We start from the raw sequence: 17,760 nt of genomic DNA on the forward strand, positions 1-17,760 counted from the left end.
CCTCACCGCGCCATGGAGAGCTTCGGTGCCGTGCTCAACCCGTCCGACGGTCGCCGGCCGGGAGCCGCAGCTCGGTCACGGTGCCATCAGGCCAGTTGACGCGCATCGCGTCGCCGACGACCTCCACGGCAGCCCCCTCCACCCGGGCCGGACGCCCGCCGAGGTGCACTGCCACCGCGTAGACCGCACCGGCTGGCGCTCCTTCGCCGAGCAGATGCGGCACGGCGAGATGGGGGCCCAGCGGGCTCACGGCACCCTCCCTGTGCACAGCAGGCGCGAGCACGCCGCGCAGCGCGGTCAGGGAGCTGTGCAGGGTGGTGCCGTCGGAACGGGTCAGCTGCAGCCCAGCCGGGCCGGTCTGCGTGGCCGGATCGGGGCCGGACAGCGGCCAGCCCGCGATCGCCAGCGGAAGATCCACATCGGTATCGGCCCGCACTGTCCGTATCTCGAGATCCCCCCGGACCACGCTCGCGACAGTCAGCACAGGGCCCTCGATCACCTCTCCGTCGCGCCCGGAGCCGTGGTCGCCGCCGGTCCCGTCCGTGATCACCCAGTGGCAGCGCTGACGGGAGATGCCCAGACTCGTCAACTCGTCGATCTGCTCCAGCGCGAGAGTCTCGAAACCCGTGCGATGGCTCCACCCGTGCTCGGGATGGACGACCGCGACGGTCTGATCCCGGGGATCCAGGACATCCGGCCCGGTCACGGGAGGGCTGGTGACGGTCGAATAACCGAGGCGGGCGTACAGCGGCGAATCGGTGCGCCGGCTTCCGGGCAGGGCATGGTCGGTGCCGTGGTTGATCACCCGCACGATCCCGTCCTCGCGCGTACGAGAGAGCAGCCAGCCCGGGACGGGAAGGATCTGCGCGGCAGCCTGCCTCCCGCCGGAGCCGCCCCGCTCGACCGGCAACGGCTCCTCGACGGCGGTCCACACCGCGTGGTCCGCCGGCAGTGCGAGGCCGAGGAAGCCCTTCGCCGCCCAGTACGGGGAGCCGGGGCCGGAGTAGCTCTGCGCCATCTCGCCGAATTCATGGAACCACCCCAGGTTCAGCAGGCCCTCGCTGTCGGGCACGCCGCGGTTCAGGAAATGGTCAAGCACGCCGGAGGCCGCGCGGCGCAGCGCCCCGGGGGCGATCCGCGGCTGCGGGCCGTCCGCGAGCCCTTCGAGCGCCGCAGCCCAGGGGGCGGCGGCCACGGCCATCCGGTAGATGAGGCTGCGTCCCTGGATGAGCGGTCCCCCGTCGGCTCCGATGAGCCCCATGGCGTCGACGGCGAAACCGGCGAGCCGCTCCCGGTGACGCTCATCGTCGGCCGGCAGGAGCAGCCCGTCCGCCCGCAGCTCATCGGCGCCGCGCATACGTCGCCAGAGGGTCGGGAACACCGCGAAGGCCCAGGTGCCGTAATGATCGACGGAACGCTCGGCACCATCGGTGAACCAGCCGTCCTTCCGAGCACAGGCTTCGTGGACGCCGAGATCGTGACGCAGGTCGGCGCGCAGCGCCTCGACATCCTCCTCGGCGCCGCGGGCCGGGTCGTATCGGGGGTCCGCACCGCGCAGGAAGGTCAGCACCACGATGCGGAACCACACCCAGTTGATCGGCGGGTACTCGGTGCCGATCACCTCGCGCAGCCAGTCCAGGGTGTGTGCCCGCGTTCGTTCGCTCAGGTGGTCCCAGATCCACGGCCGGGTGAGGTCGAGCCCGAGCGCGATCGATGCGGCCTCGACTCTCGCCTGTCCCGTGGAGGCCGGACGCGGCCATGCAGTGGCGCTGTCGGGATCCACGCCGGCGGTGAGCCCGCGTGCGTACTGCGCGATATGGCCCGAGGGATCCCGGCCGTCCTCCCCTGCGATGAGCAGCGCGGCGATGAGGAACGAGCGGGCGAACCCCTCGAGGCCGTCGGAGGCGGGCCCGGAGCTGCTGAATCGTCCCGGCGGCAGGATCCGGGCGCCGTCGGCGCTGGTGTGGGGGCGCAGGGCCAGCAGCAGCCGGTCGGCGACCCCCTGCCAGTGTTCCCGGACGAGTCCGGTGCACGGGCTGAGGCGATGGTCGCGGTCGGTCATGATCGTCGCTCTCCCGAGGCGGTGCCGGCGGCGGTCACGGTGAGGTACGCACGGCCATGTTCGGATCCCTCGAGGCTCAGCCGGTGAACCGCCCCGCCCCAGGACGCCGCCAGCAGCGGGTCGTCGATCTCACGTCGTTCCAGGGCACCGGTGCCGAGCTCCTCATCCCAGCGCAGCTCGGCGACCGCCCCGGACAGGGCGCGCACTCGCAGCAGGCCGGGCGCGTGCGCGAGGGGATCGCCGGCGATCACGTGGTGGAGCGCGACGGGCGGAGCGTCCTCGTGGCTGCCGCGCGCCTCCAGCTCCCATGCATCGCTGACGCGCACGATGCGGGCGTCCCGGTCCAGGGCCGCGGTGCGTCGCCAGCTGCGCAGCCCGGCGGCGGCGGGGTAGGCGTCGCGGAGCTCCAGATCGAGCACGGAGCCTGAGCACGGGCCGCAGGTTGTGTCGGTGCTGATCGCACCCAGTTCGGGAATCACCTCGACGGCCCGGAATCGGGCCCCCACGCCCTGCTGGTGGCCCCGGATCTCCGGGAGGTTGTGCCAGGAGCTGGTCATGGTCCAGATCTCGTAGCGACGGTCGGTGAACGTCGTGGCTGTGTACGTGGGCTGCCCGAGGTCGATGAGCACCGGCGAGCCGTCGAGGGCGACGAGGTACGACCCCACGTCGAGATGATTGTGTGCCTCATCGTTGTGACCGCCCTTGACCGCGAGCGTCAGCCCGCTGGGGTCGCCGCCGCGTTCGCGGGCCACGAGCAGCTGCACCTCCGACAGCCAGGTGTCGGCGGGCAGCACCGGCCGGGTCCCGTGCCCATCTGCCTCCCTCCAGGTGACATCGCCGCAGGCGACGAGGATCCGTCCGAGCCCCATCTGCGGGCGCACGAGCGCGCGAGCACCCGAGCCACGGTGGGCGAGGGCCTGGGCCGCGACGTCTCCGGCTCCCAGCGCATGCGCCCAACGGTGCAGCACGTCCCAGGGCTGTTCGGACGGGGGCCGCGCCGGACCGTCGGCGACATTGACGAACCATCCCTGCCCCAGGTCCATGCGCTGGGGGAAGCGCAGCAGCTCCCCCACCACCGGCAGCTGCGCGACGGCTTCCCGCCCGAGCACCCCGTCCGAGGCGACGCACAGCAGATCGATCGCCTCGAGCATCCGGCAGGCACCGTTCCAGAAATAGGAGAACCCCTCGTCGATCCCCCCGTCGGCGGGGAAGGACGCCAGATAGCGGTCCACCTGGGCGATCGACAGAGCGAGGATCGCGTCGCGGTCCTCGCGGTCGCCCTCGCCGTCGAGCAGGAGCAGGGCCGCGGCGATCAGATGCTGGTGGATCCAGCCGGTCCAGTTGTGGGCGGCACCATGCAGCCAGTGCCACTCTCGCCGAGCGAGATACGGCTCGAACACGCGGGTCCTGGCCCTGCGGCGGATCAGCGCTCGCAGCCCGGGGACCCGCTCCTCGAGGGCATCACCGAGCGCGAGGTCCGCCCAGGCCAACACGTGCAGGGTCTGCGCGGCGCCGAGGTCGAGGACGGGTGAGTCCTGATCCGGGACCACCCAGCCGCGCAGATCATGCACCTGCTCGTGCGCGACCCAGCACCAGGTCGACAGCTCGCAGAGCAGCATGAGGCCGTCCGCTGCGCGGTCGATCCAGCGGGTCTCGCCGGTGCCGATCGCCGCCAGCACCGCCTCGCCGGTCATGATGCCGAGCCGACGCACGTCGTCCTCGTAGTCCGTGCGGACGCCGTCGCGCCAGTACCGGGCGTACTGGCTGAGGAGAGGGAACGGCAGGGGCTTCGCAGCGGAGCCCCGGGCCGGGCCGGAGAGTGCCTCCCGCAGCTCATCGGGCAGGGCCGCAGCGCCGCCCCCGGGCTCCAGCCGGGGCACGGCGAGCTCGTGCGCCGCCCGGTCGAAGGCCCGCGAGAGGGCGACCGGCAACCCCGCGCGGACTGCCGCGTGGGGACCGGTGCCGTGTTCGTCCTCGCGGTCGATGGTGAGGCCCCACGCCTCGCGCAGTGGAGATGTGCTGGTCATCCGCGGTTCATCTCGCTCAGGCCGACGGCAGCACCAGCTGCTCGAAGCGCTCGGCGATGATCCGCGCGGCCTCGTCGGCCGGGGTGGCCCAGACGTCCTCGTTGAAGATCTCGACCTCGATGTCGCCGGTGTAGCCGGTCGCGGCGATCATCCGCGTGATGGCGGGGAAGTCGATGTACCCGTCGCCCATGTAGCCGCGGGAGAACAGCGGCTCCGCGGCGAGCGGCAGGTTCCAGTCGCACACCTGGTAGCCGAGCAGGCGCCCGCCCTCGCCGGCCCGGGCGATCGCCTGCGCGAGCGCCGGGTCCCACCACACGTGATAGGTGTCCACCACGACGCCCACGGCAGCGCTGCCGGTGCCCTCAGCGATGTCGAGGGCCTGGTCCAGGGTGGCGATCACCGCGCGGTCCGCGGTGAACATCGGGTGCATGGGCTCCAGCGCGAGCGTCACGCCGGCGGACTCCGCGTACGGGGCGAGCTCCGCGATGCCCTCGGCGACCCGTGCCCGGGCGGCGGCGATGTCCTTGTCCTCCTGCGTGATCCCGCCGACCACCATCACGAGGGTGGGGGCGCCGAGCGCGACGGCCTCGTCGATGGCGCGGCGATTGTCCTCGAGCGCCGCGGCGCGCGCGGTCCCCTCGGCGGCGGTGAGGAAGCCGCCCCGGCACAGGCTGCTCACGCGCAGGCCGGCGTCGTCGACGCGACGACGCAGGGCGTCGAGGCCCACCTCCTCGACATCCTGCCGCCACAGGCCCACGGCGTCGACCCCGTGCGAGGCGGTGATCTCGAGGAACTCCTGGAGCGGTGTGGTGCGGAAGCTCCAGCGGTTCAGCGACAGCCGCGGGGTGCCGGTCCCGAGTCGCTGCGAGGGTGGGGTGTTCATGCGGTCTCTCCTGCCTGCTCGTCGGTCTCCTGCTCGTCGGTCTCCTGCTCGTCGATCGCGTACCCGGCCAGGCGCAGCATCGCGTGCCAGCGCTCGGCGGCCAGCGCCGGCTGCTCGAGGTTGCCGGTGGTGGCGGCCAGCTCGACGGTGCGCGAGAGGTGCGGGAGGCTGCGCGCGGAGTGCAGGCCGCCCACCATGGTGAACGCCTCCTGGTGGCCGTTCAGCCAGGCCAGGAAGGCGACCCCGGTCTTGTAGTGGAAGGTGGGGGCGGAGAACACGTGGCGCCCCAGCTCCTCGGCGGCGTCGAGGATGCGGCGGGCCTCGGCGGGATCGCCCGCGTCCAGCGCCTGCACGGCGGCCGACGCCGCCGGGGCGGTGGCGGCGAAGGCGCCGAGCAGCGCGTCGGAGTACTCCCCCGGCACCTGCTCTCCCCCGGTCTCGGCGGTGCCGGTGCCGTCGCCGACGATGAGGTGGGAGAAGTGGAAGTCGTCGCCGGTGAGCATGCGCACGCCCTCCGGGAGCCGCTCGCGCACGGCGATCTCGGCGGCGTCGTCGAGCAGGCTCATCTTCACCCCGCGGATCCGGGAGGGGTCCGCCTCGATGATGCGCAGCAGGGTGTCTGCTGCGTCGGCGCTCCTCGTACTGCCGAAGTAGCCCTCGAGCTGCGGGTCGAAGGCGGTGCCCAGCCAGTGCAGCACGACGGGCTCGCTGGCCGCCTCGAGCACGCGGCGGTAGACCTCCTCGTAGTCCTCGGCGGTCCTCGCGGCGCGGGCGAGGTGGCGGCTGGCCATGAGCACCGCCCCCGCGCCGGTGGCCTCGGTGGCCCGCAGCTGCTCGAGGTAGGCCGCGACGATCTCGTCCAGGCTCAGCTCGTGCTCGCTGCGCTGATCGGTGTTCACCCCGGCGACCACCAGGTCGCTCACGGAGGCGCCGGCGGGGAACACGGCCGCGATCTCCGGATCGGCGAGCGCGGCGCGGGCCGCCTCGGCGGTGCGGGAGATCAGCTCGCGGGTGGCTGCGGGGTCCAGGCCCATGCCGCGCTGGGCGGTGTCCATCGCATCGGCCACCCCGAGCCCGCGCGACCACATGGTGCGGCGGAAGGCGAGGGTCGCGTCCCAGTCGATGTCCGCCGGGGCGCCGGGGGTGTTGTCCCCGTGGGCGCGGGGCACCACGTGCACGGCGGCGTAGACGACCCGGGAGCGCAGCGGGGAGGTCGGCCGCGCGAAGGCGGGCGCCTCGGCGAGCGGGAGGCGGCGCAGCGCGCCGTCCTCGTCCAGCAGGGTCAGCGACAGTTCGCTCACCGCGCTCACACCTCCGTCAGCGGGTCGAGGGCGATCCGCCGGCCCTCGGCGGAGCTGGTCAGGCCCGCCTCCGCGAGCCGCACGCCGCGGGCTCCGGAGAGGAAGTCGTAGGGGTACGACGGTCCGCCCGGCTCCGTCTCCGCACAGTGGCGCAGGAAGTCCTCCCACTGCACCTTGAAGCCGTTGTCGAAGCCGTCGGGCCCGGCGTTGTCCGGCACCTCGATCCAGTCGTCGTAGTAGTTGTGGGGGTCCTTGACGTCGGGGTTCCACACCGGCTTCGGGGTCGCCTCGCGCGGCTGGACGTGCGCGCCGTGGAGGCCGACGACGGCGGAGCCCTTCGTGCCGTCGACCTGGAACTCGACCAGCTCGTCGCGGTGGACGCGCACGTCCCAGCTGGAGTTCATCTGGACCACGGCGCCGCCCTCGAGGCGGAAGACGCCGTAGGCGGCGTCGTCGGCGGTGGCGGTGTACTCCCGCCCCGTCTCGTCCCAGCGGGTGGGGATGTGGGTGGCGGTCTGGGCGTAGACGTCCTCGATGCGGCCGAAGAGCTCCTCGATGACGTAGTTCCAGTGCGGGAACATGTCCGCGACGATGCCTCCGCCGTCCTCGGAGCGGTAGTTCCAGGAGGGGCGCTGGGCGCTCTGCCAGTCGCCCTCGTAGACCCAGTAGCCGAACTCGCCGCGCACGGAGAGGATCTCGCCGAAGAAGCCGGAGTCGATCAGGCGTCGCAGCTTGAGCAGGCCGGGGAGGTAGAGCTTGTCGTGCACGACGCCGTTGACGGTGCCGTGCTCCTTCGCGAGGCGGGCCAGCTCGAGGGCGTCCTCGAAGGACTCGGCGGTGGGCTTCTCGGTGTAGATCGCCTTGCCGGCGGCGATGGCCTTCTTGAGGTTCGCGACCCGCAGGTTCGTCACCAGCGCGTCGAAGTAGACCTCGTAGTCGTCGTCCTCGAGCGCCGCGTCGAGGTCCGTGGTCCAGCTCGTCAGCCCGTGCCTCTCGGCGACCTCGCGCAGCTTCTCCTCGTTACGGCCCACGAGCAGCAGGTCGGGCACGAGGCGGTCGCCGTCCGTGAGCTCGACCCCGCCCTGCTCCCGGATCGCGAGCAGCGATCGCACCAGGTGCTGGCGATATCCCATGCGCCCGGTGGCGCCGTTGACGATGATCCCGATCCTGCGTTCGGCCATGAGTGTCTCCTCGTTCGTGCTCGTCGTCACCGGGGTCGTCCCGCTCGACGTCCGCGGACGCCGCGCCCGGCACCCCCGGCGACGTCGCCGGCGGGCCCCCTCGGTCGTGGCCGTCGTCGTGGCCACCATGGCGACCGACACGGCGGTAACCGCTTTCCATTCCGCACAGTCAAACACGTCGCGGCGCGCGAGGCAAGCGCCGACGTCGGCCTTGACATCCCGTCGAACAGGTGTTCGACTCGGGTCATGCGGTGGAGCGGGCAGACGATCGGCGGCGCGGACCTCGAGAGCGCGCGCACCGAGGGCACCCCGCAGGCGCCGGCGCTGCTGCACCTCGCGGGCCTCGTGCGCAGCGTGCGCACCCCCGAGTTCCAGGGCGTCACCTTCCACGAGGTCACTGCGAAGTCGGCGCTGAACAAGGTCCCCGCCGCGAGCTCCATGCCGTTCCGCTGGACGGTGAACCCCTACCGCGGCTGCTCGCACGCCTGCGTGTACTGCTTCGCCCGTAGCAGCCACCGCTACCTCGACCTCGACTCGGGCGCCGACTTCGACCAGCAGGTGGTGGTCAAGGTCAATGTCGCCGACGTGCTCCGCGCCGAGCTCTCGCGCCGCTCCTGGACCGGGGAGCTCGTGGCGCTCGGCACGAACACCGACCCCTACCAGCGGGCCGAGGGCCGCTACGGGCTGATGCCGGGGATCATCTCCGCCCTCGCCGACTCGGGCACCCCGCTGTCGGTCCTCACCAAGGGCACCCTGCTGCGGCGCGACCTGCCGCAGCTCGAGCAGGCCGCCCGGCGCGTGCCGGTGGACATCTCGCTGTCGATCGCCGTGTTCGACGACGCGCTGCAGAAGGCCGTCGAGCCCGGCACCCCGAGCACCGCCGCCCGCCTGGCGACCGTCCGCGCCGCGGCCGACGCCGGCTTCGCCGTGACCGTCTTCCTGATGCCGATCATGCCGTGGCTGACGGACTCCGACGCCCAGCTCGACCAGGCCCTCGCCCGCATCGCCGAGGCCGGTGCGGCCCGCGTCGAGCACGGCGCCCTGCACCTGCGACCCGGCGCCAAGGAATGGTTCCTGGCCTGGATCGACCGCGAGCACCCCGAGCTCGCCGTCGGCTATCGGCGCTTCTACGGGCGCGACTCCTACGCCCCCGCCGCCTATCGCAGGGACCTGGCGCGGCGCCTGCGCCCCCTGCTCGAGCGGCACGGCCTGGAGGCACGGGAGGATGCGGACCAGCCCGAGCAGCGCCGAGCGGCCGCGCACCGCGCCGCCGCCGGAATGCCGGCAGGGACGGGGGCGGGAGCGCGGCCGGCCCTCGAGCTCACGCCGCAGCCGGCGCTGTTCTGACGAGCCCTCGCTCGGGCCGGAGCCGGCGGGCAAGCGCCGTCCGCGGACCGACGGAGAAGGTCACGAGCAGGTCACAGCTAGTTACCTGACGGTCATCGTCGTCGATCTCGGGGAACAGTGTCAGCCAGCGACGGAAACGGTCCGTCCCCTCGAAAGGACTCCTCATGGATATCGTCACCGGCCTCCTCGACACCATCCTCGGCATCGTCGGCGGACTGCTCGGCGGAATTCTCTGAGCACGCTCCACGACCGACGACGGGGGAGGACGCCACGGCGTCCTCCCCCGTCGTCGTCCGTCGCCCCCGGCGCGGGCATCGGACCGGATCCGTGCCGCCGTGCTCCGCCCGACACCCCGTCGGCCGCGCGTCCCTCCGCCGCCCCTCCCGTCTGACACGATGACACCGCCCGGGGCGCGAGGAGGATCGCCCCCGGCGGTGACGAGAGGAGCGCGAGCAGTGGGTGCACGAGGGACGGAGCGGCGGGTCCTCTCCCGACGAGCGTTCGCCGGCGCGGCGGCGCTCGCGGCGGCCGGAGCGCTCGGCGCGTGCACCGGGGACGACTCCCAGGTCGACCTCACGCTGATCGAGGAGCCGCCGGCCTCCACGGTGCTGCCGGGCGAGGACCTCGCGAGCACCGCCCTCACCCTCAGCGCCGCCCTGTTCGAGAGCGCCGACACCGCCGTGGTCGCCACCGAGGAGAGCGTCGAGGAGCTCGCCGGGGTCAGCGCGGGCAGTGGGCTCCCGCTGCTGGTCGGGACGGGTCGGCCGGTCGTCGAGGAGCTCTCGCGGCTGGGCGCGCGCACTGTGATCACCGTGGCCGGGACGGAGCTCGGCACGCTCGGCGAGGACGTCGAGGTCCTCGAGCACGGAGCCGAGGGGGTCGAGATCCCCGAGGCCCCGGAGGATGCCCCGTCGGCCGCGGTGACGCTGTTCGTCGACCCCGAGCTCGGCCTTCCCGCGCAGCCCGTCGCGGCCGCCCTGGTGCGGGCCGCCGGCGGCGCCGTCGTCGAGATGCCGGGAGGCGACGTCGGCCGCAGCGGCGACACGGTCGACGCGGTCACCGAGGCGACGGGCGAGGACCCGGCACGCGGCGTGCTGGCGCTCGGCACCAGCTTCGGCCCCGCCGACGCCTGGGCCGACACCCTCCGGCGCACCACCACCGTGCCGCAGCTGCCCGGCGGCGGCACGACGGTGTTCCCGGGCCGGCGGATGATCGCCGCCTACGGCACCCCGGGCATCCCCTCCCTCGGGATCCTCGGCGAGCAGGAGCTCGAGGAGACCATCACCCGCGTGCAGGAGCTGGTCGCCGAGTACCAGGACCTCACCGAGGAGCCCGTGATCCCGGCCTTCGAGATCATCAGCACCATCGCCTCCTCCGATGCGGGCTCCGACGGGGACTTCTCCGCCGAGGTGAGCCCCGAGTCGCTGCGCGACTGGGTCGACGCGGCGGGCGAGGCCGGGGTCTACGTGGTGCTGGACCTCCAGCCCGGCACCACCGACTTCCTCACCCAGGCGACGCTCTACGAGGACCTGCTCACCGCACCCCACGTGGGCCTCGCACTCGACCCCGAGTGGCGGCTGCGGCCCGGGCAGAAGCACCTCGAGCAGATCGGCTCCGTCACCGCCGCGGAGGTCAACGAGGTCTCCACCTGGCTGGCGGACCTCACCGCCGAGCACTCCCTCCCGCAGAAGGTGCTGATACTGCACCAGTTCACCCACTCGATGATCACCGACCGGCAGGACCTCGACGTCTCCCGGCCCGAGCTCGCCATCACCCTCCACGCCGACGGCCACGGCGTGCCCGGGGACAAGCTCGGCACCTACCGCGCGCTGCAGCAGGACCTGCCCGAGGGCGTCGCCATGGCGTGGAAGAACTTCTACGACGAGGACACGCCCCTGTTCACCCCCGAGGAGACCTACGACGTCGCACCGCGACCGTGGTTCGTCTCCTACCAGTGACCCCTCCCCTCCGAGCGCCGTCGAGGCGGACGGGGGCGAGACGCGGGAGAATGGCCCGATGGAGCGCTCCCGAGTCCACGTGATGGGAGCCAGCGGCTCCGGCACCACGACGCTCGCCCGGGCGCTGGCCGACCGCTGGTCGGTGCCCCATGCCGATGCGGACGACTACTTCTGGAGGCCGACCGCTCCTCCCTACACGCAGAAGAGACCGGCCGAGGAGCGCACCGCCCTCATGACGGAGGTCTTCGTGCCCCGCGAGGCATGGGTGCTCTCGGGATCGATGCTCGGCTGGGGCGAGGACGTCGTCGACCGGTGCGATGCCGTCGTGTTCCTGACCCTCGACCCCGCCCAGCGGATGCGCCGCCTCGAGGAGCGCGAGCGCGTGCGCCGCGAGGGACAGGAGATCGACCGGGCGGCGTGGTCGCACTTCCTGGACTGGGCGCGCAGCTACGACGACCCGAGCTCCACCGGGCGCAGCCGGGCCGTGCACGAGGCGTGGCTGCGCACGCTCGAGAAGCCCGTGCTGCGCCTGGACAGCGACCGGCCCGTCGGCGAGCTGGTCGAGGCCGTGCTGCGCTGGGCGCCGCGGTGATCTGACGGCCTGTGCGTCAGATCCGCGCGAGCAGCTCGTCGAGGCCGCCGATCCTCTGCGGAGATGCGGGGTGCCGCCCATCGCGGTCGAGGTGGAGAGCCTGGAGCCCGGCGGCGAGGGCACCGTCGAGGTCGAGCTCCCGGTCGTCGCCGACGTGCAGCACCTGCTGCGGGGCGACCTCCAGCGCCTCGCAGACGGTCAGGTAGGTCGCGCTGTCGGGCTTCTTCGCGGCGAGGAGCTCGCTGGTCCAGACTCCGACCACCCACGGGGAGATGCCGAGCGCGCGCACCTTCCGCTGCTGCCTCTCCTCGGGACCGTTGGTGAGGACCGCGGTGGGGATCCCGCGCCTGCGCAGCGCCCGCAGAGCGGGCAGCGCATCGTCGAACGCGACCCACTCCTGCTCGTAGCGATCGAGGATGCGTCCGTAGATCTCCTCGCACTCGGCCGCCTCGAGCGCCGATGCGCCGTCCCGGCCGAGGTCCCGCAGCAGCGAGCGCACCCGCTCGTGCCGATACGTCGCACGATCGATCTCCCCGGCGCGGCGACGCGCCATGAGGTGCTGGGCGGTGGTCTCCCAGGACTCGAGGACCTCCGGCGCGGCCTCCTCCCCCAGCTCCTGGACGTAGCGGGCCACGCCTCGCCGGGCCGAGGTCCGATGGTCGAAGAGGGTGTCGTCGAGGTCGAGGAGAACCGCTTCCACCCGTCGGCCCGTTCGATCCGTCGCGCTCTCCGCCATGGGGCCAGTATCCCGTTCCGGCCCACGCATGGAGGGCCCGATGCAGCACCAGTACGGGGTGATCGTCCACGTCCGCGAGGACGACCGGACCGTCCTCGTGCGGTTCGGGGCGTCCCAGCAGATGTACTACCGGGAGGACGAGCTGGAGCACTGGGAGTAGACCGCCACCGCCGCCGTGGATCCTGCGGGAGGCGCCTCCCGGCCGCGCCGATCCGCCCTCGCCCCGGTCAGTGGTTCCGCGCCACCCACCCCTCGCCGCACTGGCCTCCGTACTCGGAGGCCTCGATCTCCACCTCCCGGCCGCGGGCATCGAGCAGCGGCTGGTAGGAGCCGGCGACCTCACGGCTGCCCTCGGGGATGTAGTGGAAGATCAGCGAGCGGCGGAAGCGGTCCGTGCTCGTGTTCGGCCGGGAGCCGTGCACGAGGCTGCCGTGGAAGATCAGCATGTCGCCGGCCCGCAGGTCCGTCTGCACCACCCGGAGGTGCTCGGGGATGGAGACGGTGATGGTGGTGAAGGACTCCGTCGCGTCGGCCTCCTCGGGGCACTCGATCTCGTAGCGATGGGTGCCCGGCACCACCCCGAGCGCACCGTTCTCGGCGTCGCAGTCGTCGACCGCGATCCACGCCGCGATGCAGGTCTCGGGATGGGACTGCAGGAAGTAGTTGTCCTGGTGCATGGCCTGACCGCGCGCGCCGGCGGGCTTGAAGTAGAACATCGACTGCGCCGCCCACACGGGACCGACGGCCTCCGCCACGCGCCCCATGATGCGCTGCTCGAGCAGCCAGCGCCGGGCGAGACGGCCGGGGAGGTGGTCGTCCCGGTGGGGCTGGATCATCCGCGGGTAGGCGTGCAGCGGGTCGTCCTCGCCGATCTCGTGGAAGGCGCCGCCGGTGCCGTCCGTCTCGATGTGGGAGGTGAACGCCTCGCGCAGCTCGCGCACCTCCTCGTCGGTGAGCACGCCGCGCAGGTGCACGGCACCGCCCTCGTCGTAGGCGGTGGCGAGGCGCGGCCCGTCGACGTCGGCCTCGAAGGTCACGAGGCCTGCGCTGTCCGGCGCGACTGCGCTGTCCGCGGGGCCGACGGGGGTGTTCTCCACTGTGGTCATGCTGTCAGTCTGGTGGCCCGCACCCCCACCGGCCAGGTCCTCGGAGGTCACCGACATGGACGATCCTGCTGCGCGGCACCAGGTCGCACCCACCGAGGTGCCGCCTCCCGAGACGGGGAGGGTGCTGCTCGGCGAGCTCGACCAGGGCGCGAGCTACCGAGTGCGCCGCACCCGGGGCACCGAGGACTGGCTGCTGCTGCACACCGTGGACGGCGGCGGGATCGTCCACGGGGCCGACGGCACCTCCCGGATCACCCGTCCCGGCGAGGCGGTGCTGCTGCGTCCCGGCACGCTGCACGACTACGGCACCGATCCCGCCGTCGGGCGCTGGCACCTGCTGTACAGCCACTGCCATCCGCCGGCGACCTGGCTGGCGCTGCTGGACTGGCCCGAGGCCGCACCGGGCCTCGGCCGCATCCGTCTCGGGAGCGAGGTGGACGAGCGCGTGCAGCAGGCGCTGCGGGCCGCCGCGCGCGCCGCCCGCCTGACCGTCGGGCGGCCCGAGCTGTTCGCCCTGAACGGCCTCGAGACAGCGCTGCTCTGGTACGACAGCCAGAACCCGCGCCGGCACCAGCTCGACGAGCGCGTGCTCGCGGTGCTCGAGCACATCGACGCCCATCTGGTCTCGGAGGGAGCCTCGGGCGGAGCCTCGCGCGGGGCGTCGCGCGAGGCGTCGGGACTCTCTCCCCTGCCCGCCTCGCGTCTCGACACGGCCGCCCTCGCCGAGGTCGCCCACCTCTCCCCGTCGCGGCTGTCCCACCTGTTCAGCGCACAGGTGGGAACCCCGCTCGCCCGCTACGTCGAGGCGCAGCGGCTCGAGCTCGCGGCACGGCTGCTGGAGATGACGTCCGATCCGGTGGCGACGGTGGCCCGACGGGTCGGGTTCCGCGATCCGCTGCACTTCTCGCGCCGCTTCCGCACCCTGCGCGGGATGAGCCCGTCGGAGCATCGGGCCGGCCGCCGCTGACTCCGGTCCCGGCACGGCGCAGACGATTCCCCGATACCGACCTCTCCTCCCCACGGCAGGGTTGTCCACATTTTCCACATCATCGTTCCCGACCCTGGTGAGAAAGGGTTCCACGGGATAAAATGAAAGGGTCCGGAGAACACTGGCGGGGAAAATCCCAGAATACTCGGTGAGGAGGTGTCGCGATGACGTCGACCGTCGGCCCGCAGCCCATGGGCGACCACGCCGATCCCGCACCTTCGCCTCCCGTCCACGGCGCCGAGCCCCCGCACACCACGGTGCGGGCCCGCAGGCCGCTGGACCCGGACGACTTCGCCGCCCGCTCCTTCACCGAGCCGGGCTCCCTCGAGGTGCATGCCGCACAGGAGCTGTTCGCCTCCCATCACGACGAGGCCCGCGCCTACGCGGCGCGGCTGCGACGACTCGCCTCTCTCTGGGACGACACGGACGAGGACGGCGACACCTACGCGATCCTCGTCGCCGAGGCCCGCCGCGTCACCCTCGACCAGGCCCGGACGCTGCTGCGCGACGCCTTCCTCGCCGTCACCGCCCTGCCCCGCACCCTGGCGCGCCTCGAGGCCGGGCACCTCCCCGTCTCCTGGTTCGAGCAGCTCCTGCGCCGGATCCGCCGCCTCACCCCCGACCAGTGCCGGCTGCTGGACGACCGGGTCGCGGACTGGGACCTCGCGAACATCCGGCGCGACCGGTTCAGTCGGGAGCTGGGGACGCTGATCACCTGGTTCGGCACCGCGGCCGCGCAGCCGTCACCGCAGGAGCAGCGGGACGTCGAGCTCGACGTCGACCCCGCGCACGACGGCACCGCCCGCCTCCTCGTCACGGGCCCGATCCACGAGATCGTCGACCTCTCCCACCGCCTCGACGCCGCCGCCCGCGCGGTCCAGGACGAGCAGCGCCACGCGATCGCGGACGGCCGCGACGCGCCCTTCGACCTCGACGGCACCGCCACCCGCGACGGCCACCACCTGCCCCTCTCCGCCCTGCGCTACGCGATCCTCACCCGTTCCGTGCTCGAGACCGGGGGCATCGAGGCCCCCGGGAGCAGGATGCGACTGAACGTCATCGTCCCCGTGATGACGCTGCTCGGCGAGTCGGACGCCCCCGGAACCCTCGACGGGACGATCCCGCTGCCCGCGCCGATGGCCCGCCACCTCGCCGCCGGGGAGTCCACGTGGTACCGGATCCTCACCGACCCCTCCGACGGCGCCTACCTGCCCCTGCCGCCGAAGCGCTACCCGCCCACCCCGGCGATGCAGGAGCACCTGCGCCTCCTCGACCCCGTCTGCGCCGTCCCCGGATGCACCCGGAACACCTGCACCATCGGCGAATCGGACCATATCGAAGAATACGATCACCGGAATCCCGAGAACGGCGGCCGGACGGCGATCGAGAATCTTCATCGATTGTGTTGGAAGCACCACGACATGAAGACCCGAGGAATTCTCGATCCTGTTCGGGAACCCGACGGGAGCACCACCTGGCTCATCGACGGCCATCATCCTCTGCGGGAGCAGCCGAACAAGGATCTGCTCACCCCGGTGCTCGCCGACGCCCTGCAGCGCTCCTGGGAGATCTACGAGGAGATGCTCGCGTGGGAGGAGGCCCGCCATCTCGGTCTCCTCCAGGACGCCGAACCGGCCCGTCCGGACCCGGCGCCCGCACCGGCCGCTCCTGCCGACCCGCCATTCTGATCCAGCCGTCCGCCGTCGATGACGAAGGCCCCTCCGCCCCGGGACGACCGGGTGGGAGGGGCCTTCGTCCGGGCCTCTGCGACGACTCAGGCGTCGACCACGACCGCCTGGACCGCGGGCTCGCGGCGGTAGGTGCGGCGCAGGTAGCTGCTGACGGTCTCGACGATGGACTCCTCGATCTCGGCGATGTCCTCGACCTTGTCCGTCTTCGCGCGGGCCAGGGCCTTGGTCACCTGTGCCTCGGCGCCCTCGAAGGTGCGCTTGTCGTGCACGAAGCCCTTGGAGAGGAACTCGACCGGCTCGACCGGCTTGTAGGTCTTGGGATCGATCAGGGCCACCACGGTGACCACGCCGCCGCCGCTGAGCAGGCGACGCTCGGCGAGGGTGTCCTCGGTGGCGGCGCCGATGGTCTGCCCGTCGACGTACACCAGGCCGGCCTCGACCTTGCCGGAGACCCGCGCCTTGCCGTCGATGAGGTCCACGGTGACGCCGTCCTGGGCGATGACGACGTTCTGCTCCGGCACACCGGTGCGACGGGCCAGCTCGGCATTGGCGTGCAGGTGCTTGGACTCGCCGTGCACCGGCATGACGTTCTTCGGGCGCACGATGTTGTAGCAGTACACCAGCTCACCGGCGCTCGCGTGGCCCGAGACGTGCACCTTCGCGTTGCCCTTGTGGACGATGTTCGCGCCCAGGTCGGTGAGCTTGTTGATGATCCCGTAGATCGCGTTCTCGTTGCCCGGGATGAGCGAGGAGGCCATGAGCACGGTGTCGCCCTCGCCCACCTGGATCTGGTGGTCGCCGTTGGCCATGCGCGCGAGCGCCGCCATCGGCTCCCCCTGGGACCCGGTGCAGATCAGGGTGATCTTGTGATCGGGCATCGACTGGATCTTGCGGAAGTCGACGACCAGGCCCTTGGGGATGTCCAGGTAGTCGAGGTCGCGGGCGATCGCCATGTTGCGCACCATCGAACGGCCGACGAAGGCGACCTTGCGGCCGGCGGCGTGGGCGGCGTCGAGCACCTGCTGGATGCGGTGCACGTGGCTGGCGAAGCTGGAGACGATCACGCGCCGCGGCGAGGACGCGAAGACCTGGTCGATCGCCGGGGTGAGATCCCGCTCGGACATCGTGAAGCCGGGGACCTCCGCGTTGGTGGAGTCCGTGAGGAACAGGTCCACGCCCTGCTCACCGAGGCGGGCGAAGGCGCGCAGATCGGTGATGCGGCCGTCGAGGGGGAACTGGTCCATCTTGAAGTCGCCGGTGCACAGGACGGTGCCGGCCTTGGTGCGGATCGCGACCGCGAGGCTGTCGGGGATGGAGTGGTTGACCGCGACGAACTCGAGGTCGAACACGCCGGCCTTGTGCTTCTGCCCCGCCTCGACCTGGATGGTCTTGGGGGTGATGCGGTGCTCCTTGAGCTTCGCGGTGATGAAGGCCAGGGTCAGCTCGGAGCCGATCAGCGGGATGTCGGCCCGCTCCTTGAGCAGGTACGGCACGCCGCCGATGTGGTCCTCGTGGCCGTGGGTGAGCACGATGCACTCGATGTCGTCGAGGCGATCACGGATGGACGTGAAGTCCGGCAGGATCACGTCGATGCCGGGCTGATGCTCCTCGGGGAAGAGCACGCCGCAGTCGACGATCATCAGCTTGCCGGCGTGCTCGAACACGGTCATGTTGCGACCGACCTCGCCGAGGCCGCCGAGCGGGGTGATGCGCATGCCGTTCTTGGGCAGGCGCGCAGGGGGAGTGAGCTTCTTGCGGGGAGAGGGCATGAAGAGGTGTCTCTATCGTCGAAGGGTCATGGTCTCAAGAATCTGGTGTCGCGCGCGGCGCCAGGGGCCGCAGCAGCGTTCACAGCATTCACCGTACGGCAGGAGAGCCCTCGGAACCG

At 72.2% G+C, this 17,760-nt stretch carries 13 protein-coding genes; 5 read left to right on the forward strand and 8 right to left on the reverse strand.

The annotated features are described in order from the left end of the window. Positions 1–34 precede the first annotated feature (34 nt). Genes ACT3SP_RS14535 through ACT3SP_RS14555 form a run of 5 tightly spaced genes read right to left on the reverse strand, consistent with a single transcriptional unit; the run spans position 35 to position 7,454 of the window. The gene (locus ACT3SP_RS14535; protein WP_444588017.1) at positions 35–2,062 is read right to left on the reverse strand and encodes a DUF2264 domain-containing protein; all 2,028 of its coding nucleotides are present in this window, start codon (positions 2,060–2,062) and stop codon (positions 35–37) included. Beyond that, entirely contained in the window at positions 2,059–4,089 is a 2,031-nt protein-coding gene (locus tag ACT3SP_RS14540; protein ID WP_444588018.1) for a heparinase II/III domain-containing protein, read from the reverse strand. Before ACT3SP_RS14540 ends, ACT3SP_RS14535 begins: the two co-directional genes overlap by 4 nt. 16 nt (positions 4,090–4,105) lie before the next feature. Next, on the reverse strand, positions 4,106–4,972 hold the full coding sequence (locus ACT3SP_RS14545; RefSeq protein ID WP_444588019.1) for a sugar phosphate isomerase/epimerase family protein: 867 nt from the start codon (positions 4,970–4,972) through the stop codon (positions 4,106–4,108). After that, complete coding sequence (locus ACT3SP_RS14550) at positions 4,969–6,273, reverse strand: DUF993 family protein (protein ID WP_444588020.1); 1,305 nt, start codon at positions 6,271–6,273, stop codon at positions 4,969–4,971. The genes ACT3SP_RS14545 and ACT3SP_RS14550 overlap by 4 nt, the downstream gene beginning before the upstream one ends. 5 nt (positions 6,274–6,278) lie before the next feature. Next, positions 6,279–7,454: a Gfo/Idh/MocA family protein gene (locus ACT3SP_RS14555; RefSeq protein ID WP_444588021.1), complete on the reverse strand. Its 1,176-nt coding sequence runs from the start codon at positions 7,452–7,454 to the stop codon at positions 6,279–6,281. Positions 7,455–7,700: 246 nt separating this feature from the next. Here ACT3SP_RS14555 and ACT3SP_RS14560 point away from each other — a divergent pair, with 246 nt between their 5' ends. The 3 genes from ACT3SP_RS14560 (at position 7,701) to ACT3SP_RS14570 (ending at position 11,351) form a co-directional block, all read left to right on the forward strand. Beyond that, on the forward strand, positions 7,701–8,801 hold the full coding sequence (locus ACT3SP_RS14560; protein WP_444588022.1) for an Rv2578c family radical SAM protein: 1,101 nt from the start codon (positions 7,701–7,703) through the stop codon (positions 8,799–8,801). A gap of 455 nt (positions 8,802–9,256) precedes the next feature. After that, complete coding sequence (locus ACT3SP_RS14565; protein ID WP_444588023.1) at positions 9,257–10,759, forward strand: hypothetical protein; 1,503 nt, start codon at positions 9,257–9,259, stop codon at positions 10,757–10,759. A 58-nt stretch (positions 10,760–10,817) separates the two neighbouring features. Then, positions 10,818–11,351: an AAA family ATPase gene (locus ACT3SP_RS14570; protein ID WP_444588024.1), complete on the forward strand. Its 534-nt coding sequence runs from the start codon at positions 10,818–10,820 to the stop codon at positions 11,349–11,351. A gap of 16 nt (positions 11,352–11,367) precedes the next feature. Here the strand turns inward: ACT3SP_RS14570 and ACT3SP_RS14575 are convergent, their stop codons facing one another. Beyond that, a complete protein-coding gene (locus tag ACT3SP_RS14575) occupies positions 11,368–12,087 on the reverse strand; it encodes an HAD family hydrolase (protein WP_444588025.1) in 720 nt (239 codons plus the stop codon). Positions 12,088–12,314: 227 nt separating this feature from the next. Further along, on the reverse strand, positions 12,315–13,193 hold the full coding sequence (locus tag ACT3SP_RS14580) for a phytanoyl-CoA dioxygenase family protein (RefSeq protein WP_444588026.1): 879 nt from the start codon (positions 13,191–13,193) through the stop codon (positions 12,315–12,317). Between ACT3SP_RS14580 and ACT3SP_RS14585 the strand changes: the two genes are divergently transcribed. Both ACT3SP_RS14585 and ACT3SP_RS14590 read left to right on the forward strand, forming a co-directional pair. Beyond that, on the forward strand, positions 13,192–14,160 hold the full coding sequence (locus ACT3SP_RS14585) for a helix-turn-helix domain-containing protein (RefSeq protein ID WP_444588027.1): 969 nt from the start codon (positions 13,192–13,194) through the stop codon (positions 14,158–14,160). The two genes, ACT3SP_RS14580 and ACT3SP_RS14585, sit on opposite strands and share 2 nt — an antisense overlap. 185 nt (positions 14,161–14,345) lie before the next feature. Beyond that, the gene (locus tag ACT3SP_RS14590; protein ID WP_444588028.1) at positions 14,346–15,869 is read left to right on the forward strand and encodes an HNH endonuclease signature motif containing protein; all 1,524 of its coding nucleotides are present in this window, start codon (positions 14,346–14,348) and stop codon (positions 15,867–15,869) included. Between the two features lie 86 nt (positions 15,870–15,955). Here the strand turns inward: ACT3SP_RS14590 and ACT3SP_RS14595 are convergent, their stop codons facing one another. After that, positions 15,956–17,641 (reverse strand): ribonuclease J, encoded by a 1,686-nt coding sequence (locus ACT3SP_RS14595; RefSeq protein WP_444588029.1) that lies wholly within the window; start codon positions 17,639–17,641, stop codon positions 15,956–15,958. Positions 17,642–17,760: the final 119 nt, after the last annotated feature.

The sequence above is a fragment of the Brachybacterium sp. AOP43-C2-M15 genome (assembly GCF_052446295.1).
Lineage (GTDB): Bacteria > Actinomycetota > Actinomycetes > Actinomycetales > Dermabacteraceae > Brachybacterium.